The 20,105-nt window shown below is 51.4% G+C and carries 18 protein-coding genes and 2 pseudogenes; 1 reads left to right on the top strand and 19 read right to left on the bottom strand.

From position 1 onward, the window contains the following. Nucleotides 1-128: 128 nt before the first annotated feature. The 16 genes and pseudogenes from LKE53_11775 to LKE53_11700 all read right to left on the bottom strand — a co-directional run bounded on the left by LKE53_11775 (nucleotide 129) and on the right by LKE53_11700 (nucleotide 14,409). Nucleotides 129-1,820, bottom strand: a complete 1,692-nt coding sequence (locus LKE53_11775) for a GTP-binding protein (GenBank protein MCH3973413.1) — start codon at nucleotides 1,818-1,820, stop codon at nucleotides 129-131. After that, on the bottom strand, nucleotides 1,820-2,722 hold the full coding sequence (cysD, locus tag LKE53_11770; GenBank protein MCH3973412.1) for a sulfate adenylyltransferase subunit CysD: 903 nt from the start codon (nucleotides 2,720-2,722) through the stop codon (nucleotides 1,820-1,822). The genes LKE53_11775 and cysD overlap by 1 nt, the downstream gene beginning before the upstream one ends. An 11-nt stretch (nucleotides 2,723-2,733) precedes the next feature. Then, nucleotides 2,734-3,045: a ferredoxin family protein gene (locus LKE53_11765; protein MCH3973411.1), complete on the bottom strand. Its 312-nt coding sequence runs from the start codon at nucleotides 3,043-3,045 to the stop codon at nucleotides 2,734-2,736. Further along, the gene (locus LKE53_11760) at nucleotides 3,029-4,714 is read right to left on the bottom strand and encodes an adenylyl-sulfate reductase subunit alpha (protein MCH3973410.1); all 1,686 of its coding nucleotides are present in this window, start codon (nucleotides 4,712-4,714) and stop codon (nucleotides 3,029-3,031) included. The genes LKE53_11765 and LKE53_11760 overlap by 17 nt, the downstream gene beginning before the upstream one ends. A gap of 24 nt (nucleotides 4,715-4,738) precedes the next feature. Beyond that, nucleotides 4,739-5,806: an ABC transporter ATP-binding protein gene (locus LKE53_11755; protein ID MCH3973409.1), complete on the bottom strand. Its 1,068-nt coding sequence runs from the start codon at nucleotides 5,804-5,806 to the stop codon at nucleotides 4,739-4,741. A 6-nt stretch (nucleotides 5,807-5,812) separates the two neighbouring features. After that, on the bottom strand, nucleotides 5,813-6,691 hold the full coding sequence (locus tag LKE53_11750; protein ID MCH3973408.1) for a sulfate ABC transporter permease subunit: 879 nt from the start codon (nucleotides 6,689-6,691) through the stop codon (nucleotides 5,813-5,815). A gap of 14 nt (nucleotides 6,692-6,705) precedes the next feature. Further along, entirely contained in the window at nucleotides 6,706-7,551 is an 846-nt protein-coding gene (gene cysT / locus LKE53_11745; GenBank protein ID MCH3973407.1) for a sulfate ABC transporter permease subunit CysT, read from the bottom strand. A gap of 12 nt (nucleotides 7,552-7,563) precedes the next feature. Then, on the bottom strand, nucleotides 7,564-8,607 hold the full coding sequence (locus tag LKE53_11740) for a sulfate ABC transporter substrate-binding protein (protein MCH3973406.1): 1,044 nt from the start codon (nucleotides 8,605-8,607) through the stop codon (nucleotides 7,564-7,566). Nucleotides 8,608-8,880: 273 nt separating this feature from the next. Further along, nucleotides 8,881-9,834 (bottom strand): annotated as a pseudogene (locus LKE53_11735) (glutamate-1-semialdehyde 2,1-aminomutase). A 67-nt stretch (nucleotides 9,835-9,901) separates the two neighbouring features. Further along, complete coding sequence (locus LKE53_11730; GenBank protein ID MCH3973405.1) at nucleotides 9,902-10,294, bottom strand: hypothetical protein; 393 nt, start codon at nucleotides 10,292-10,294, stop codon at nucleotides 9,902-9,904. 205 nt (nucleotides 10,295-10,499) lie between these two features. Continuing rightward, complete coding sequence (locus LKE53_11725; GenBank protein ID MCH3973404.1) at nucleotides 10,500-10,826, bottom strand: PLP-dependent transferase; 327 nt, start codon at nucleotides 10,824-10,826, stop codon at nucleotides 10,500-10,502. A 208-nt stretch (nucleotides 10,827-11,034) separates the two neighbouring features. Beyond that, nucleotides 11,035-11,652, bottom strand: a complete 618-nt coding sequence (locus LKE53_11720; protein MCH3973403.1) for a pyridoxal-phosphate dependent enzyme — start codon at nucleotides 11,650-11,652, stop codon at nucleotides 11,035-11,037. Further along, nucleotides 11,649-11,804 (bottom strand): hypothetical protein, encoded by a 156-nt coding sequence (locus LKE53_11715; protein ID MCH3973402.1) that lies wholly within the window; start codon nucleotides 11,802-11,804, stop codon nucleotides 11,649-11,651. The genes LKE53_11720 and LKE53_11715 overlap by 4 nt, the downstream gene beginning before the upstream one ends. Nucleotides 11,805-12,084: 280 nt before the next feature. Further along, the gene (locus tag LKE53_11710) at nucleotides 12,085-12,510 is read right to left on the bottom strand and encodes an Rrf2 family transcriptional regulator (GenBank protein ID MCH3973401.1); all 426 of its coding nucleotides are present in this window, start codon (nucleotides 12,508-12,510) and stop codon (nucleotides 12,085-12,087) included. 147 nt (nucleotides 12,511-12,657) lie between these two features. Beyond that, a pseudogene (locus LKE53_11705) lies at nucleotides 12,658-14,033 on the bottom strand (alpha-glucosidase). Between the two features lie 13 nt (nucleotides 14,034-14,046). Then, entirely contained in the window at nucleotides 14,047-14,409 is a 363-nt protein-coding gene (locus LKE53_11700; protein MCH3973400.1) for a hypothetical protein, read from the bottom strand. 202 nt (nucleotides 14,410-14,611) lie between these two features. Here LKE53_11700 and LKE53_11695 point away from each other — a divergent pair, with 202 nt between their 5' ends. Next, entirely contained in the window at nucleotides 14,612-15,091 is a 480-nt protein-coding gene (locus LKE53_11695; GenBank protein MCH3973399.1) for an AraC family ligand binding domain-containing protein, read from the top strand. A 123-nt stretch (nucleotides 15,092-15,214) separates the two neighbouring features. Here the strand turns inward: LKE53_11695 and LKE53_11690 are convergent, their stop codons facing one another. The 3 genes from LKE53_11690 to LKE53_11680 are packed head-to-tail and all read right to left on the bottom strand — an operon-like array spanning nucleotide 15,215 to nucleotide 20,080. After that, nucleotides 15,215-16,882 (bottom strand): extracellular solute-binding protein, encoded by a 1,668-nt coding sequence (locus LKE53_11690; GenBank protein MCH3973398.1) that lies wholly within the window; start codon nucleotides 16,880-16,882, stop codon nucleotides 15,215-15,217. Next, nucleotides 16,879-18,576 (bottom strand): sensor histidine kinase, encoded by a 1,698-nt coding sequence (locus LKE53_11685; GenBank protein MCH3973397.1) that lies wholly within the window; start codon nucleotides 18,574-18,576, stop codon nucleotides 16,879-16,881. The genes LKE53_11690 and LKE53_11685 overlap by 4 nt, the downstream gene beginning before the upstream one ends. Continuing rightward, nucleotides 18,557-20,080 carry a response regulator gene (locus LKE53_11680; protein MCH3973396.1) on the bottom strand — a complete coding sequence of 508 codons (1,524 nt, stop codon included), beginning with the start codon at nucleotides 20,078-20,080 and terminating at the stop codon, nucleotides 18,557-18,559. The genes LKE53_11685 and LKE53_11680 overlap by 20 nt, the downstream gene beginning before the upstream one ends. Nucleotides 20,081-20,105: the final 25 nt, after the last annotated feature.

Genomic DNA, 20,105 nt, shown 5'->3' with positions numbered 1-20,105 from the left:
GAGGATGCCGTGGAAATGGCCAATTTTCTGCACAATATGGACAACTGCTAAAAGGATCCGTTGTCTATACATCAAAAAGCTGCCGAAACAGTGTTTTCCTGTTTGGGCAGCTTTTGTACGTTATAAAATTAAATAATCCAAAAATTGTCGGCAAATACAATCTTTCGGTATGTCTCAAAATTGGACCAGTGATTATAAAAGTCTGCGGAAGTTTCCGGCGTAACATTTTGATATTCACGCAGAAAATGTTCCAAATCATCTTTCCCGGCAATCTGCAGTGAAAAGCCACGCTCGTCCAGCACAGGCAAGCCCTGATACCGGTACTCAGCTAAAGGTACAATCGCTGTAATCTGGCGATCACGCACCTGCACTGCGGCACCGGACACTGCCGAAACAATGTCGAAGTAGTCCGGGTAGTGGAAGCTGCTGCCTTCCACTGGCACGGCATCCCCCACATGATAAGTTTTCACTGCAGCGTTTTCGCGCGAAAGAAGTGCGCTGTTAAGGTTGAAGTAAAACTCCTCAAAAATGCAACCGCCAACTTTGACAGAGCCATTTTCAAAATAGGGCTTTTCCTCATCGGTGTTCACTGATTCCACCACACCACAAGCCGAAGTCATGTGGCTGACACGGTCAATTAAAATCAGTTCTCCCAGCGTCTTGTGCTGCTGAAATGTATCTACCACAATCTTTTCGGAAAATTCCAGCTCACAAACAGCAATTTCGTTTTTCACAACAGAGTCCGCATTCAAGTGTTCTCCGGTGTTAACGTCAACTTTGTACACAATGCTTTTCACCGTGCCTGGTACGCGGCGAGTACCCAGCTTTACCAAATACTCGCGGCCCAGCGTCAGCGCATCATCATCCATCCACAGCAGTGTGGCAGTTACGCGGCGGCTAACAGGCAGGGCTTCGTTGTCAGTCAAGACGCAGCCGCGGCTGACATCTACCTCACGGTCCAGTTGAATAGTGACAGCTTGCCCGGCCTGCGCTTCCTGTACAGACTGGCTGCCTGCCAACACGGATTTTACCGAAGCAGACTCACGGCTGGGCAGAGTAGTCAAGGTCTGGCCTACATGCACACGACCGCTTTCCACCTGACCCTGAAAACCGCGGAAGGTGTGGTCCGGCCGACACACACGCTGCACCGGCAGGTAAAAATCGGCGTCATCGTCTGTTTCTGAAACATCTACAGTTTCCAAATGCTGAAGCAGGGTGCCACCAGTATACCACTGCATTGTTTTCGACTTTTGGGTGACATTGTCGCCCTCAGTAGCACTTACCGGAATAATCTTGACGTGCTGCAGACCCAACTGCTGCACCAATTCTTTTATATCCTTTTCAATCTCGCGGAAGCGTGCTTCGCTGTAATTCACTAAATCCATTTTGTTTACAGCAAACACAAAGTGATGAATACCCATCAGCGCACAAATGCGGGAATGACGGCGAGTCTGTACCAAAATGCCCTGCGAAGCATCCACTAAAATGACTGCCAACTGGGCAAAGGAAGCGCCCACGGCCATGTTGCGGGTATATTCTTCATGACCAGGAGTGTCGGCCACAATGAAGCTGCGGCGGTCAGTGGTGAAGTAGCGGTAGGCCACATCAATGGTAATACCCTGCTCACGCTCCGCCATAAGGCCATCCAAGAGCAGGGAGTAATCGATCGCGCCCCCGCGGGAGCCAACCTTGCTGTCCAGCAGTAAAGCCTTTTCCTGGTCAGCATACAGCAGTTTGGAGTCGTACAGCATATGTCCGATTAACGTTGATTTTCCGTCATCCACACTGCCGCAGGTAATAAATTTCAGCAATCCGCTCATTAGAAATAACCCTCTCTCTTTCTCTTTTCCATACTGGCTTCCCCGCCGTCCTGGTCAATAACGCGGCTGGTACGTTCAGACTCCACAGAACTCAAGGTTTCCTCAATAATTTTGTCGAGGGTGTCGGCCTCTGACTCAATGGCACCGGTCAGCGGGTAGCAGCCCAAAGTGCGGAAGCGCACCTTTTTCATTTCCGGCTTTTCGCCAGGCTTCAGCCGCATACGGTCGTCATCCACCATAATCAAGTTGTCGCCACGCCGCACCACAGGGCGTTCTGCCGCAAAGTACAACGGCACAATCGGGATGTTCTCCCGCTGAATGTACTGCCAGATGTCCTTTTCTGTCCAGTTGGAGATAGGAAACACGCGGGTGCTTTCCCCTTGGTTAATTTCGGTATTGTAAAGCTTCCACATCTCTGGCCGCTGATTCTTGGGGTCCCACGCCTGCGCAGCATTGCGAAAGGAGAAGATGCGCTCTTTGGCACGGCTCTTTTCCTCGTCACGGCGGCCGCCGCCAAAAGCTGCAGTAAAGCCGTACTTGGTCAGCGCCTGCTTCAGCGCCTGAGTCTTCATGATGTCTGTGTAAGAGGAGCCGTAGTCAAAGGGGTTAACCCCGCGTGCCACACCATCCTTGTTAATGTACTCAATCATGTCGATGCCCAATTTCTTGGCAGTCTGGTCACGAAAAGCAATCATTTCTTTAAACTTCCACGTTGTGTTGACGTGCAAAAACGGAAACGGCGGCTTTTCCGGATAGAAGGCCTTTAGTGCCAAGTGCAGCATAACAGAGCTGTCTTTGCCAATGGAATACAGCATGACCGGCTTTTCACACTCTGCTGCTACTTCCCGGATAATGTAAATTGCCTCCGCCTCCAGTTCATCCAAATGCGATAATGCGCTCATCTTCATCTCTCCTAATATTTGTTCGCGTTTTTACGGTCAATGTCTACCACCTGCGTGGTGCCGTCTGGGCGGCGCACCTGCCAGTGCAGCACGTCTCCCTCGCCGGCAACGATCAGCGTGCTGCCGCGACCGCCGATGTCTGCACCCAAAAAGAAAACAACTGCCTGTGCCGGGCACTCCTTCACACAGGAAGCACAGCCCCAACAATCACGCGGATATCGCATAACTGCAGTACCACCGCGCAGCTCCAATAAATTTCCCGGACAAACTTCGGCACAGCGCCCACAGCCCACGCATTTTTTTATATCAATCCGTATGCTCATATGACGCCTCCTTCACCAGTTCCCGCAGAAAGACCTGCAGTCTGCCGTTCTGCAGACGCGAATTGACGTACTTGCAGTATTGCTCGTCCGTCTGGGGATAATCCAGATTTTCGTTAAATGAATGCCAACGTGTTTCCTTGCGGGCACGCAAGTGTGCAATCAACACCCGACAAACCGTCAGCCGATCCTTCAGTTCATACACTGTCAGCAGTTCCCGTGCATCGTCAGCGGCAGCGTGTGTAGCCAGTTGCTCCAGTTCAACAATTTTTTCATCTGCCAGCCGCAGCCGTTCTTCATGGAACCTGTAGCCGGTAGAGATACCGCCTGCATACTCGTCCATCACTTTTTGCATTGCTTCTTCCAATTCTTCAGTACTGTACAGCGGCAGCGGCGCGCTGCGTATAGCTTCATAACCGGCAAGTACCTGCTGTACCTGCGCGTCCAGTTCCGGGAAATCCGCTGCCGCTTGAAATTGCTTTAAAATATCCTGTGCAGCCAGTTCTCCCTCGGCCAGTGCGCCGGTCACATACTTCTGCGGGCAGCCGCCCGCCACGTCCCCGGCCGCGTAAAGGCCATGTACAGTCGTTTCGCGCTGGGTGTTCACCCAGTATCCGCTGGCGGTGTGGCCGCCCACAATGTACGGCTCAGTACCCTCAATCTCCACGTCAGCTCTACCGGGGGTCTGGCCGCTCTCCAACCACTTCAGTGTCTGGCTTGGTGCCATGTTCAGATAGGCTTTCAGCAGATCTTCCCCCTGTGCTGGGGTGATGCCGCTGGTGTGCAGGTAACAGGGGCCGCGTCCCTGTCGATTTTCCTGCACGGTGCCATAAAGCCGTTCACTTGTGGTCAGGCCATAGCGATCCTCATACACCTCGCCGCGGGCGTTCACCTGCTTGGCACGTACCCCCTGCGCAATGGTTCCCGTGGGTGCAATGGTATCTTTACACCGCAGGGCAATAAAACGCATTTCAAAAGAGGTCATCTCGGCACCGGCACGAATACCCATAGCGTAGCCTGCGCCAGTGTTGAAAGGTGGGTACCACATTTTGTGCCGGGAAAATCCCGGATTATTAGGCCTGTACAGTCCCGCCGCGCCGCCGGTTGCCACTAGCACCGCACCCGCACGGATATCATAGGCAACGTCATCCCACACAGAAAAACCTACCGCACCATACACTCGGTTTTTCTGCACCAGCAAATCTGTGATATTCACATGGTTCAGTACCTGCACGTTTTTTGCGCTGCGCACTGCCTGCGCCAGCAGAGGCTTAAAGTTTTCGCCGTTGATTTTAATGTTTCGATTGCCACGGGCCGCATAACTGCCATCTGCATTTTTTAAAATAACCAGTCCCAGCTGCTCCATGTCTGCTGTTACCGCATTAAAGCGCTGGGCGGCAGTGAGTAGCAGGTCTCTGCGCACAATACCGTTTGCGTCATTTTCAGCGTAATCCACATAGTCCTGTGGGGTACGTCCCGGAACAATGTAAGCGTTAATTGCATTAACGCCTGCCGCCAGACAGCCGCTGCGGCGAATGTCCGCCTTCTCCGCAACCAGTACGGACAGGCCGGACTGGCGGCTAAGGGTGAGCGCCGCGTAGCATCCCGCTGTACCGCCGCCAATAATCAGTACGTCAGCAGACAACCTTTGCACTTGCAATTTTGCTTTCATATTACAGGTCCATCCTTTCCGCCCTTACAAAGACACCACTTTTTTGCCCTGCAATTCTTCATTTTCCAGTAAATAAACCTTGTCACCATCATAGGCATAGACCCGGTACACAATGACACGCATGGTTTCGCCAAGTTGTACCGGGCGGCGCTCTAGCGAGCGGTGTGTAACAAGCCGCAGGCCCTGCACATTGAGTGTAAGCTGCAGAAAACTGCCACGGAAAGCAATGTCCTCAATGGTGCCCTCTTCCGAGTAGCGCAGCATATTTTTAAACTTATCATTATCACTTTTAAAGGCTTCTACAAATTCCGGCCGGACAACTGCGCCCTGACCGTGCTGTGAATGTGAAAAGCCCCGCAGCCGACTGTAATCCTCCACCTGGATAGCCTCGCCAATAAAAGACGCAACAAAGCGTGTTTTCGGGTTCTTGTAAATATCCATCGGCGTACCAGCCTGTTCCACTCTGCCATGGCTAGTCACAATGATTTCATCTGCCACCTCCACTGCCTCGTCCTGATCATGCGTGACAAAAATGCTGGTGATGCCAACCTTGTGTATCGTTTCCTTTAGCCAGGTACGCAGCTCAGTGCGTACCTTAGCGTCGATAGCGGCAAAAGGTTCGTCCAGTAACAGCAGCTTGGGCCGAGGTGCCAGTGCCCGTGCAAAGGCAACCCGCTGCCGCTGCCCGCCGGAAAGCTGATTGGGATAGCGCTTTTCCAGTCCAGCCAAACCAATAAGTTCCACCAGCTCCTGCACACGTTCCTGAATTTGTTTTTTCGGTACCTTTTGTATTTCCAAACCAAAAGCAATGTTGTCAAACACCGTTTTGTAGCGAAATAACGCATAATTTTGAAACACAAAGCCAATGCCGCGCTGGGCCGGCGGCACATCATTCATGCGCTGCCCAGCAATGCGGATTTCACCAGAATCCGGCGTTTCCAGCCCCGCTAAAATACGCAGAACAGTCGTTTTCCCGCTTCCGCTTGGGCCCAGCAGTGCCACCAGCTTTCCCTGCTCCACCCCTAAGCTCACATGGTCAGAGGCGCGGTAGTTGCCATAGGTTTTATTGATGTTCTCAAGTTCTACATACATAGCCGGTCACCCCTCGTTCTCTGTATTTCTCTGCCGCTGTGCCCGGTATTCCAGCACATTTTTTACAATCAGCACTGCTACCGCCATAATGACCAGCAGCGATGAAACTGCAAAGGACGCAGTGATGGATTTGGCAGAACCGGAAAGATACAGCGCGTCAATCTCCAACGGCAGGGTAAAGGTCTGGCCGCGAGTCTTTGCCAGAGCGTTTACTGCGCCAAACTCCCCCAATGCCCGTGCTGTGCATAAAATCACACCATACAGCAGTGCCCATCTAATGTGCGGAAACGTAACAGAGCGAAAAATTTTCCACCCGCCTGCACCCATCAGTGCAGCCGCTTCTTCCTCATCCTTCCCTTCTGCATTCAATACTGGAATCAGCTCACGCGAAACAAATGGGAACGTAACAAAAATTGTTGCCAGCACCACTCCTGGCACTGCAAACACGATTTTTACATTGGTGCCAAAGTAAGCGTTAAAAGCATCTACCCAATGGCTGGCCCAACCCAAACGGCCAAAGGTCATTAAGAAAGCCAGTCCTGCAATAACCGGTGAAATGGAAAATGGTATATCAATAACTGTGGACAGCACTTGCTTTCCGCGAAAAGAAAACTTTGTCAGCAGCCATGCTGCGGCTAAACCAAAAAAGGTATTCACCGCCACTGAAAAAGCCGTGGCAATCATGGTGACACGAAAGGCAGAGCGCACCTTGCTGGTAAAAAGTGCCTTTATGTAAAAGTCCCAGCCTTCTTTCAGCGCGTTCATCAGCACCGAGGCCAGTGGCAACACCAGCATGACCACAACAAAGGCCGCACTGATGGCAATCAGCGTCCACTGGCCCGCCGTATTTTTTTTCTTCTCTTCTGTACCTGCACTTGTCTGCATACTGCTGCCCCCCTTTAAAGTAAATTGGTGCGCCGTGCCTGCCGCAACTGCACCAGATTGACTAGAAACAGAACCACAAACGAGAACAACAGCAGCACCAGTGCAATGGCAGTAGCGGATGCGTAATCCACATAGTTCAGCTTTTGCATAATGACGTAGGAAATTACCTGCGTGTGGTGCTTTGCACTGTTACCGGAAATATAAATAACACTGCCATACTCCCCCACACCTCGGGCAAAGGCCAGACCAAAGCCCGTGAGCAGCGCAGGAAACAACTCCGGCAGCACCACGCGCAAAAAAGTCTGCTTCCGGTCTGCCCCCAACATACACGCAGCCTCCTCATACTGTGGGTCCAGCTTAACCAGCACCGGTTGGATGGCGCGCACCACAAACGGAATACCCACAAATATTAGTGCCACGGTCAGCCCGAGTTTGGTGTAGGAAACACGGATTCCCAGCTTCGCCAGAGGAGCTCCCAGTAGCCCCGTGTCGGCATACATCTTGGAAAGTGTAATGCCTGCAACCGCAGTGGGCAACGCAAAAGGCAGTTCAATGAGTCCATCCAGCAGGCGCTTTCCCGGAAAATCACAGCGCACCAGCACCCACGCCAGAATCAACCCAAACACACAGTTGACCAGCGCTGCCACCAGCGCACAACTCAAACTGGTAGCAAAAGCATTGAGGACGACCTGCTTCGTAATCAGCTTCCAAAACTGTGCAAAGCTGAGCTGAAATGAAAACAGGAACACAGAGGCAAGCGGTATGAGAATGAGCAAAGACAGCAGCGTAACTGTAACCCCCATCGTCAGACCGAAACCTGGTATAACCCGCGGACTCTTTGTTTTTTTCGGCAGCTTCATTTTTTTCACCTCTTACTTGTTGTAAATATCATCAAACACGCCGCCATCCTCAAAAAATTTTTCATAGGCAGCGTTCCAGCCGCCAAAGTCGCTGATGGTGCAGAGTTTCATTTTCAGGTCAAAGGTTTTTCCATATTCTTTCAAGACTTTGGGATTAGTTGGGCGATAACCGCTCTGTGCAATCAGCCGCTGTGCCTCGTCCGAGTACAGGTATTGCAGGTACTCGTGGCTGACAGCCTGTGTACCGTGCTTCGCAGTATTTTCATCCACCGCAGCCACACTGGGCTGTGCCAAGATGCTGACGCTGGGTGAAACCAACTCGTATTCGCCCGGGTGTTCCTTTACAGAAGCAATTGCCTCGTTTTCCCATGCAATCAGCACGTCTCCCTGTCCATTTTCAACAAAGGTTGTGGTCGAACCGCGTGCACCTGAGTCCATCACCGTAACGTTTGCGTACAGCGCTGCCACAAACCTGCGTGCCGCTGCATCATTGTTCGGCCAGCATCTTTCGGCGTAGTTCCATGCCGCCAAAAAATTCCAGCAGGCGCCGCCGCTGCTCTTAGGGTCAGGCGTAATGACATTAACACCTTGCCGGGTAAGGTCGTTCCAATCATGAATCTGCTTAGGGTTTCCCTTACGCACCAAAAACACAATGGTAGAAGTGTACGGCGCGGAATCATGTGCAAAATTCTTTTCCCAGCCGGAGCGAATCAATCCGGATTTTTGAATCATTCCCACATCATGTGCCAATGCCAGCGTAACTACATCTGCCTCGGCACCCTCAATCACAGAGCGTGCCTGACTGCCAGAACCACCGTGTGACTGGACAATCTTAATGCTTTTGCCACCGTGTTCGCTAGCATAATGCTTTGCGAAAACGGTGTTGTAGCGCTCATACAGTTCCCGGGTCGGATCGTAGGAAACGTTGGTCAGGGTGATCTCTCCCACCGTGCTGCTGGCTGTATGCCGAGGCTGGCGACTGCCACCCAGCAGCGGCAAAGTGACCACACAGACCAGCGCCAACGCCAATGCACGCTTCAGCCATTTCTTTTTCATAATTCCACACCTCCAAGCACTTTTTGCTGATGAAATCTATTATAATACCCATTTACCTATTTGTAAAGTATGTTTATAGAAAAACTAATCTTTTCTATAAACATACATCATAAAAGTTTTCACTGCCCTTCCTTGAAAGAAAGTGTTGGGCAAAAAAGGGCACTGCCACCCGGCAGTGCTCTCATTCAATTACGATAATTTTGAATTACAGTGCAGGTTTTTTCCAAATCAGCCTCGGTATGTGCATAGGACACAAACATGTGTTTCCAGTGTTTCACGCACCGCGTCCACAATCCAGCGGGCACCGTGTTCAATTTTGCTGTACAAATCCGGCTGTTCCCGCAAAATTTTCAGCGTTTCAATCCCAGCCGTGGTTGCAATCGGGTTGCCCGTCAGCGTGCCCGCCTGGTACACACCGCCCAGCGGTGCCGCCATCTGCATGATGTTCCTTCGGCCGCCGTAGGCCGCCATTGGCATACGCCGCTGACGATTTTCCCCAGCGTAGTCAGGTTTGGCGTAACATTGTAGTACGCCTGCGCACCACCCAGCGCCAGTTGGAAGCCAGTAATCACTTCATCAAAAATGAGCAACGTATGGTAGCAGTCTGCCAGTTCCCACAGTTCCTGCAAAAAATGTTCTGTGGTCGGCACAACACTCATATTTGCCGCCACTGGCTCCACAATGATGGCTGCCACGTCGTCGCCGTTTTGCTTTAACAAGGTTTCAACAGAAGCGGCACTGTTATACTCCGCCACCAACGTGTTGCGGGTAAAGTCCGCCGGTACGCCCGGGACAGCCTTGACCAATAGACCGTCAAAATGGCCATGGTAGCAGCCGCGAAATTTTATGATTTTGTTGCGTCCGGTGAAACCACGCGTTGCACGAATAGCACTCATTACCGCTTCTGTACTGGAATTAACCAGGTGCATCAGTTCCTGTACCAATTCAACCAGTTGATATTCCTTTTCCGTTGGTGCACCAAAGGTCCGTCCCTTTTCGCAGGCCCTCTGTACGACAGCAATAACGCAGCCGTCCGTATGGCCCAAAATAGCTGGGCCCCAGAAACAAACATAGTCAATATATTCATTCCCATCTACATTAACAATTTTAGAACCTTTCGCGTGGTCTATGAACACCGGACTGCGATGTACTCCGATAGGCACGCACGGGGTTGTTCACACCGCCCGGCAAAAAGCACTGCAGGGTCTCCGTCTTGTGCAAAGCAATACGGTCGCCGCCAACAATCAAGCAGGTCTTGCCACTAATGTCCACCATAAACGGAAAACATGCCATTTCACGCGTCCTCCGCTTCTGTGTCTGCAATGCGCTTCAGCACCTGTTGCAGTTGGGCGCTGTCCAAAACATCCTTTAAGTAAAAGATCATTTTCGGAAACCACGGTTCGGTTCGCGCAGCACCGACGGGCGCCTGAAATTTTCGCACAGCTGTCTTCTTAACCGCTTCTTCCACACAATCCTGTACAATCTGCTGTGCCTTCTGCAGTTCGTCCAGCTTGACACTGCGGTTTTCTCTCGCCAATACATCAAAGTAATCCACATCCAGCAGTGCCCTGTCGATATCATACGGCACCACCAAATCAACCAGCAGTCGGCTATTGCCTTCTGGCAGCATCCGCCGGTATGCTTCCTGTGTTAAGATATAGTGCGGGCTGGTGGTCGCACTCACCACGGCATTCACCCGCTGCAGTCATTTTAAAAGTGCATTTTGCGGTGCCAGACATGCCCCCAGCGCAGGCAAAAGCTCCTGCCACAGCCGAACCATGTAACTCATACGGCCAAATCTGCGGTAAGGCTACAGTTCCGAGTAGCGCTGTGCGTCCCTGCCGCTGTACGTCAGTACGCCGCTAATTGCATCGCTGCTGCCGTTGATATACTTAAGATGAATTCACCACAACATCTGTTACGTCCAACCGAGGATTTCCAATGGTCTCTGCAAACACTACCCGTGTCTTTCCGTTGATGCGCTTTTCATACTCTGAAACCGTATTTTTCGGCACATAGCGAGTATGGATACCCAGCGCTTCAAAACTACGCAGCAGCTCAACCGTACCGCTGTAAAGTCCGGCCGCCGCCACAATTTCATCCTTGGCTCTCACCAGGTTTAACAGCGCGCTGGAAATCGCCGCCATACCAGAAGCGCACACCGCACTGGCTGTGCTGCCCTCCAGTTGAGTCATCTTCTGCTCAACAGCTGACACTATTGGATTGCCAATACGCGTATATGAAAAGCCAGGCGCTTTATTTGCAAAAATTTTTTCCAGCTTCTCTGCACCTTTGTGCCGACAAGCACTGGCCTAGTACACCGGCGGCAAAGCGGCGCCAAAAGTTTCCTCGTGGCTGCCGGCATATAAAAGAGCTGTGTTGAAACCACAGTCTGTCCAATCCGTCATAGCTTCTGTTCTCTTCACTCTATTTGTACAAAGAAGTAGACAGGCAGCGTCGCCGCCGTCCGCCAGCAGTACCACAATTGTGTTTCGGCCGCTGTGCCAGCTGCAGACCCGCGTCAATGGCCGCACCGGCAGAAAAGCTTACCAGCAGACCATCTGATTTGGCTACCTCACGGGAATGGTCAAATGCGTCTTCATTTTCTACCGTTATGATTTTATCAACCAAACGAGTGTCCATCACCTTTGGGATAAAACCCGCGCCGATTCCCTGAATGGCATGCGGCCCCGGTTTGCCGCCTGACAATCCCGGAGAAGCAGCCGGTTCCACAGCTATAACCTGTACATCCGGATTTTTCTCCTTCAAGTCCCGTCCGGTTCCGGTCACAGTGCCGCCTGTACCGACTGCCGAAACAAAGAAGTCAACACGGCCGTCTGTAGCGTCCCAGATTTCCTGTGCCGTAGTCTTTTGTTGGATGTCTGGATTGGCAGCAGTTTCAAACTGCTGTGAGATAAATGCATTTCCGTATGTTTTCTGCAGTTCCTGCGCTTTGTCAATAGCGGCCTTCATTCTCAGATGTCTGGGAGTAAGCACCACCTCAGCACCCAAAGCATTCACAATCTTGCGGCGCTCGATGCTCATGGTTCCGGCATGTTTAAAATCAGCCGTAGGCGGCGGCAGACAGCGGCGAAAGCCAAACCAATGCCGGTGTTCCCACTGGTCGGTTCAATCAGCACCGTGTCCCGGTTCATGCTGCCCTTCCGGATTCCCTGTTCAATCATGGCATCTGCCACACGTCCTTTACACTCCCAAAGGATTAAAATACTCCAATTTTGCCAACAGACGTGCCTACAGGTGCCTGTCTTCTTCAAAATCACTCAGTTCCAACAGCAGCATATGTCCTATCAGTTCCGTCAAATGTTTTGCGACCTTCTCCATGTGTCACCCCCCTTCCGTAAAGCATGAATTAATCATACTTCCATAATATACTTTGCAAATAGGTTAGTGTGATTTAGCTAAAAAAGGATACTCCGCGTGAGCGGAGACAAAAAAACGACCCTTGCCAGCCAAACCTTAAATGACAAAATCGTACAAACTTTGGTGTGCCAGATCTGCAATGGTAATCCCCTCAAAATAATCGGTCACGACTTTTTCCAAGCCTTCCCACATTTTCAGAGTCTTGCACTCTGCCGCACGCACACAGCGATTCGGCTTCTTTTCCAAACAGGCAACTGGCGCAAAGGACCCCTCTGTCAGCAGCAGGATGCTGGCTACCGTATAGCTTTCCGCCGGACGGGCCAGTTTGTACCCGCCTCCTTTGCCGCGTAAAGAAATGAGAAAGTCGTTTTTGCTCAGCACGGACATAATGGATTCCAAATATTTTTCAGAAATCTCCTGCCGCTTGGCAATATCCATTAACGGAATAAATTCTCCGGTATTGTGCTCTGTCAAGTCAATCATGACGCGGATGGCGTAGCGCCCTCTTGTAGAAATTTTCATAGCATTCCCTCCTAAACATACTTTACCACAGGGTTTATATACTTTTCAAGTCTTTCTGTAAAAACACCTCGCTATAATTCCGCAGAGACGCAAAAAAGGCAGAAGCCACACAGGCCCCCACCTTTTCATTAACACACTTGTCAAATTTTATTTTCTGCGAAATACAGGAATGACATCAATCGGCGCAGCGCACTCAACAGTCTGGCCGCCTTCATACTCCTGCTCGCCGTTCAGCGAAACCCACTTGCCGGCAGACAGATATACTGTGCGGGAAGTCTGGTCGGCGTACAGCACCGGTGCCACCAGGTAGTCTGACCCCAGCATATATTGGTCGCTTAATTCCCATCACTTTGCGTCCTGCGGAAATTCGTAGAACACGGTACGCATCATAAGCACACCGGTTCTGTGTGCTTCCTGTGCAATCTTTTTCAGGTAAGGCTTCAACTGCAGACGAATCTTTACAAACTTCTGCATAATTTTCTGCGCTTCTTTCCCATAGCTCCACAGTTCGTTCGACTGGCCGGTGTACAGGTAGCCGCCATAATCCTTGTCGCCGCTCAGCGGTGGAATATCTATCGTGCGGGTCACGGTCACCGTGCATACGCAGCACCGGACAAAAAGCAGCAAACTGGAACCAGCGCAGCAACAGCTGTTTAAAAGCCGGGTCATGCACATCACCATACATAAAGCCACCAATGTCAGGAGTCCACCACGGCAGTCCTGCCAGAACAATATTCAGGCCACTGGCAATCTGGCCCTGAAATACTTCAAAAGTGCTAAGCACGTCAATCGACCATATAAGGGTAGCATACTTCTGGATACCCACCCACGCACTGCGTACCAGGTTTACAATTTTCTTCTGCTTTTCGCCGTGCTGACCGTCGTAAAATGCTTTCGCATACATCAGCGGATAAATATTGCTAACTTTCAGTGCAGGCCCTAAGAAATAGCGATAATTGCAATAGTCATACACAGCATAATCCGGCTCAGCGTTGTCCAGCCAGAAAAAGTCAATGCCATATTTATAGTAGTTCTCACGGCAGACATTCCACACAAAATCCCGCGCTTCGGGATTCATGGCATCAAAGGTCAGGCAGTCGCCATTGAAGTCATAGGTCTAGATACTGCCGCGTTCTGTACGCACCAGGAATCCCTTTTCAAATATCTCTTCAAAATGCGTGCTTTTACGGTCAACTGACGGCTACACAGACACCATAAACATGCGTCCCCATGGCATGCAGTTCTTCCACCATTGCTTTCGGATCCGGCCAGCACTCCGGGTCGAAGCCCCAATCTCCCTGACGTGTCCAATGGGAAAAGTCAATGACAATAACATCCAGCGGAATATCCAGGTCCTTGTACTTGTGGGCAACGGTGAGTACTTCTTCCTGTGTGCGGTAGCGCAGCTTGCACTGCCACAAACCCATTACGCTTTCCGGCAGTACCGGAGCACGACCAGTCTCGGCTGTATAATTTTCCACAATCTTGGCCGGTGTGTCATCTGCAGTAATCCAGTAGTCCATTTGCTCAGTCGCTTCAGCGTACTATTCGGTATAGTTCTTGCCAAAGGAAGCGCGCCCCACGGAAAGGTTGTTCCACAAAAAGCTCATAATCGTCAGAACCAATAACGGGGCGGAACTGACGGGAAATGATTTTCAGGCAGCTGCTCTCTTTGCTCAGCGTGCCGCCGTAATTGCGGAAACATTCGCGTAAAATCTGTTTACCATCCTTATAAAAGGTAAGAACACCGGCAAAATTGATTTCAACACACAGCTTTCCATTTTGGATAGAAGCGGTTTCTTCCCCAATGATAATTTTGGGGGATGTTTCCGGAGCAGACTCCAGCGCCCAATTCTGATTGCTGAAGCGGCCATACAGCGCAGAGCATTTGTGCCTCACGGCTCCAAGCGGAGCACTTCGTTTTGTTTGCGAAAAACGAGGGTATGATTTCCCTGTGTAAAAGACATAACAGCACCTTAATTCTTTTTTCTTGCGTTTTACTTATCTTATAATGTTATTATAATGATTTTTACAGCAAAATTCTTGAATGGAATTGATCTTTTAACACAATTTTATGTTTCTCAAAAGAGGAGTGCTGCTTTTGGAACGAGAGTCACTGCAGGAGCCAATCCCACACGGTAACGCCCTGCTGCCGCTCATGGTACATGTCTTTGAAACTGGCATGCGTTTACGGAAACGCGTGGTGTGCCACTGGCATGAAGAACTGGAATTTCTGGTCGTAACCGACGGGGAAGCTGACTTTCACATTGATGCACAGCACTACCGTGTCACCACGGGTGATGTGCTGTTTGTCAACTCCAACCGCTTGCATTCTGCCCTGGCAGTGGAAAACACGCCTTTCCGTTTCTTTGCTGTTGTGTTTCACTCCTCGCTGCTGGACAATTCCGTTAACGACAGTGTTCAGCAGAAATACATTACCCCGGTACTAAACGGTCAGGTGCATTTTCCCGCACATCTGCACCCGCAGGCCAAATGGGAACAAACGGTACTGGCTTGTCTGCGGCAAATCAAAGAGGTGTATGAGGAACATCAGCCTGCCTATGAACTGACTATTTCGTAATCAGCAGGTCATCGGTTCGAGTCCGATCAGTAGCTCCAGTGCAAAGCCGTACAGAAAAGCCCTTTTAAAGCTTTTCTGTACGGCTTTTTGCGTTTCAGAAAGATTGCCCGTCTTTTAGCTTTTTTAGCTCTGTGCATTTGCGCGGGTGGTAAGCTCCGCTCCACCCTGATTGTACCAGTTCTGCACAAACGAATCAAAGGCAGACACCGGCTGGCTGCCGGTAATGATTCGCAGGTACGTTTCCTGTTCCAGTTTGCTGAGCTTGTCAGAAGGGGTGCTGTCCTCAAAAGAACAGTCTTCGTCAACATAGCTGATTTTACAGCTGATCAGGCGGTTTACAGCCGTAATTCTGGAAGTGTAAGCCGCCCACTGAAGCGGCTCTTTTTTCTTTGCCGCTAGGTAGGATTTGCATGTGCGGTAATAGGCGCGCTCCAGCATACTCAGCCGGTCGGTCTGCAGGGTTCCCTGCATGGCCGCCTGTATGTGGCGGGTCGTACGAACTGCCGCATCGCTGTAGTCACAGTTCAGCACCAACGGCGTTGCTGTAGACCCCACGTTATGGGAAAAATAGCTTTCCAGAGTCGTGGGAGAAGGGTCCTGATAGCGGGCATAATCGTACAGCGTACTCATAATTTTCATGATGACTTCCGGGTGGCTGTAGCCTTTGCGTACAACAATGTACCGCTGTGAGGCGGCCGTACTGGTCGTCTTAACACCACTGCCGCTGTTGAGCAGCAGGTAAGGCTCCCAATCGGCAGCGGAATCTTTTTGTACGCTGCGAATCAACGGGTCATTTGGGGCCCACCACCATCCGAAAAGAGCACCCACACGGCCCTGTGCCACCAAATCGCCCAGGTTGTCATCTTGGCGCAGAGGAAAGTTCGCGTCTATCAGCCCCTCGCGATACCAGGTTTGCAATTTGGCCAGAGCCTTTTGGGCTCCGGGCATAACCGACCCATACACCAGCTTTCCATCTGTTCCGCGTACCCACCTGCGCGGATATGCACCGAACTGCTCAAATATAGGGTTTATAGAATAACAAGCGCCGGTGTCGTCCATCAGGTTAGAGCGGCACACCAGCCCCAGCGTATGCCCCGCGCTGCTTGCGCCGGGGTCCCGCTGTACAAACGCCTTTAAAATTGTTTCCAAGTCATCTAGTGTTTTGGGCGGATTCAGGCCCAATTTGGTCAGCCAGTCTTTGCGCAGCCAAAGCAGATTGGGTCCATTTTCAATCGATGTCTCCGGCAGGGCCATGATCTTCCCGTTAAACGTGACCGACTGCAGCAGACCGCTGTAGCTTTTGTACATATCCCGTATTCGCGGGCTGCAGCAGGTCTGGTAGGCATCGGTAAGGTTTGCCACCAGATCATTCTGTACCAGCTTTTTTAAAAAGTCCCGGCTCGTAACGACCATGACATCCGGTATTTTGCCGTTGCTGACCTCCAGCTCCAGTTCCGACTCATAGTTTATATCCCCATCTATTTCAAAAGTATCGCGGTTCTGTACATTCAGGATCTTTTTTAAGTAGCGTGTATAGGCGTTGTTTTCATAAGTATCGCCTTTGGGCATATTAGAATTGTTCTGTGTGGTCATTTTCCCCAGGGTATACGTTACCGTCTGCGGATAGGTTCCCAAAGGTGTTGTCTGTGCCGAGGTCCATGCCGCGCTTTCCTTTACAACAGACGATACAGAAGAAGATGAAGACGCAGGACTTCTGCAGGCGGAAAGCCACATGCAGAAAAGCGCGCCCGAAAGCACCCACGCCGCACCCCTGCGGGCAAACTTTTTCATGTTTTACCGCCTTCTTCCCCTGACTTGGGTATACGCACCGTCACGCAGGTGCCACGGCCCGGTTCACTTTCAATCTGCAAAGCATATGTCGGCCCATACAGCAGCACCACACGGTCATTTACATTTTTCATGCCGTAGCCGGAAGTTTCACAGTGAATGATTTGCTCGGCTGTCTTCTGCGGCATACCGACACCATTGTCCCGCACGGTAAAAACGACATCGGTATTCGTCAGCTCGGCAGAAACCGATAAGCACCGCTCACCGGTTTCTTTGACATCCAGCCCATGCTCCAGCGCATTTTCAACAATCGGCTGCAGCAAGAGTTTTGGCATTTGGTACGGGTCCGCCGCATGGTCCGCATGCCACTCTACCTGAAAATTTCCGTCGTGCATCATGAGCTGCAAATCGAGATAAGCGCGAACATTTTTCAGTTCGTCCCCCGCGGTTGTCATGCTGCGCCCGCGGTTGAGTGTTGTGCGGTAAAAGCTGGAAAGCAGCAGTGTAATGCGGCTGATATCCTTTTCCCCTGCGGCAAGCGCTTTCCAGTTGATCATAGAAAGTGTATTGTACAGAAAATGCGGATTGATCTGTGACTGCAGCGCTTTAATTTCCGCTTCTTTCTGCAGGCGCTGGGTTTCGTATATCTTGTGAATCAGTTTGTCGATACGCTGCACCATTTTGCGGAAAGTTTGAATCATCGTGCCGACTTCGTCCTTTGCGTTGCTGCTTACCCGAACGGTCATATCGCCCTGCGACACCGCCACCATGTTTGCGGTAAGTGCCTCAATGCTGCGGGTCATTGTGTGGGAAAAGAGGCGGTCCATGGCCACAAGGATGAGCAGGCAGAGCAGGAAAATCATCGCCGTGCGAAAAAAGGCCGCCCGTGCCGCATCAGAGATGACGCTTCCGTCAGCACAGAGGTAGACATCCCAATTCAAACCGGAAATGTGCCGTTTTTCGCATGTGCCGCGGGACCGCATGGCTGCGGCGGCATTTGCCTGGGAAGTACTGCTTTTGGCAAGGGTGCCAGTAGAATACAGCAGTTTGTCACCCCGAAAGACCGCTACATCTGTATTTTTCTGCTTCATCTCGCAAAAAGGCTGCAAGAAAGTGGAAAGGCTGTAGCGCACCACCAAGTAGCTTTTGCCCGTTCCCAGATAATTCGAGGTCAGGCAGACCGAATCGAGGGTGTTGGGGGCTGTACTGTCAAGGAACCACTGCAGCCCGCTGCCCGGCTGAATCTGATAATACCAGTCTTTCTCCTGCATATTCTGCAGCGGCTGCAGAGAGGTACCGCTGCTGACCGGAATATTTTGAGAATAAATGGTGATGCTCTGGGCGCCTTTCTGCAAATAGCGGGAAGTATTGAGAATTTGCTTTGCAGACTGCGAATACAGCTGATAGCGGTCATAAAGGTCCGTATCTTTCCCGGAAAGGACTTGCTGTATGCTGTCGCTGAAAACAACATACCGGCACAAAAGGCCGTCTTGTGTCACTTGGTTTTCCACTGTAGCAGTTGCCTGCTGCAGGGAGGTATTCATACTGGTACTCTCTTCGCTGCGCATAATCCCACCAAACTCACTAAGCAGGGTTTGGCTGAGCAGCAGGATCGGCACAATGCCGACCAAAAGAATGACAAGGCTCAGTTTTGTGCGCAGTTTGGCGTCGCGGATTTTATTCAGCAGTTTCTTCATTGCTTACCTCTGTACTGCGCAGGCGGCGCGGGCTGGTGCCGAAATATTCCCGAAAGCGCTTGCAAAAATAAGATGCGTTGGTAAAGCCTGTTTTTTTACAGACCTGCACAATTTTCATATTGGTGTTTTCCAGCAAACGGCGGGCCTCAAGCAGGCGGTAGTTTCGTATGTAAGTATTCAAGTTCTGCCCGGTTTCTCTTTTAAAAAGCGCGCTGAGATAGCCGGGCGAAAGATAAACGACCTCTGCCAAACTTTCCACACTGAGGTCCTCCTCATAATGCTGTGCAATATATCTTTTTACCAAATCCACATCGGGCCGGTCTGCGGCCTGCTCACTGCAGCCGGACTCAAAGCAGCAGATTGCGTTTTGCAGCAGAGCAGCTGTTTCCTCCAGCGTACGTGCGCGGTAAAGCGCGCCGATTGCCGGTTCACGCTCCTGTGCGGGGAGCGCAGCCATCAGCTTATTCATTAAGCCAGACAAAACATATTTTACCGCTGTGCTCGCCGGAAAAGCAGCTGCCCCAGAAAGGGCCGCGCGCGCCGCGTAAAAATGTTTCCACAGACCAGTCACATCGCCGCGGCGAATGTCTTCTTTCAGCGGCTCAAGTAAGGCAAGCAGCGTCTTTTCCCTTGGCTGCTGTACAGGCGATTCATCCGCGTACAGTACTTTTTCCTCAGGGTCAGTCACACGCCGGCCCAAAAGGCGGCTGAGTGTGCGGAAGGGCTTTCCCAAAGAAGCGGCGCCCTGTACGCCCCCAGCAGCGGAAAGCCACACCGGCCGGCCGCTGTGCCCCTCCAGGTAATGCTGTGTATCCTGCGCCAAAAGTCGCCAACTGCAAGGCAGCTGCCGCCCCAGCAAAAACGCCGCGCGGGTGTCCTGCAGCGGCAGCACAAAGACCGGGCACTGCAGCGCCCGCTGCAGCCTTTCTGCAGAGAGCCACTCTGGCTCGCCGAAAAAGACAGGTTCCTCGCTTTCTGCCAAAAAGAGTGTACTGCATGTTTCCCAAAGGGAAACATCGACATATTCGCGCGCCTTGTCAAAATCTTCTGCCCGGCCGCGCACCAGGTACTGGCGCAGATAATAGCTGCCCTCAATCCGGCAGAGCTGTTTTTCCACTGTCAGCAGGCGTTGGCGCTCTGCCAGTGCGCTGGCCACGCGCTGCATCGTACTATTGAATTCCTCCGGGTCTACAGGTTTCAGTACATAGTCAGACACCCCGTACCGAATGGCCTGCTTGGCATACTCAAAATCACTGTAGCCGCTGAAAATGACAATCTGAATGCCTTCTTGCGACTCCCGGGCGGTTTTTGTCAGCTCTAAGCCATTCATAAACGGCATACGGATATCCGTAAGCAAAACGTCAAACAACTCTTTTTTGAGCATCGCGGCAGCCTCACTGCCGTTGGCGGCCTCACGAACTGTACAGGAAAGGCCTGTCTGCTGCAGCAGAAAGCGGATACCGTCCCGCTCTATTTTTTCATCATCTACAACCAGGACACGCATGCTGCTCCTCCTCTTGCTTCCGTGC

The organism is Oscillospiraceae bacterium, from assembly GCA_022483045.1.
Taxonomy (GTDB): domain Bacteria; phylum Bacillota; class Clostridia; order Oscillospirales; family Acutalibacteraceae; genus Caproicibacterium.
Note: the sequence above shows the minus strand (reverse complement) of the source record. Positions and strands in the feature narration are given on the sequence as shown.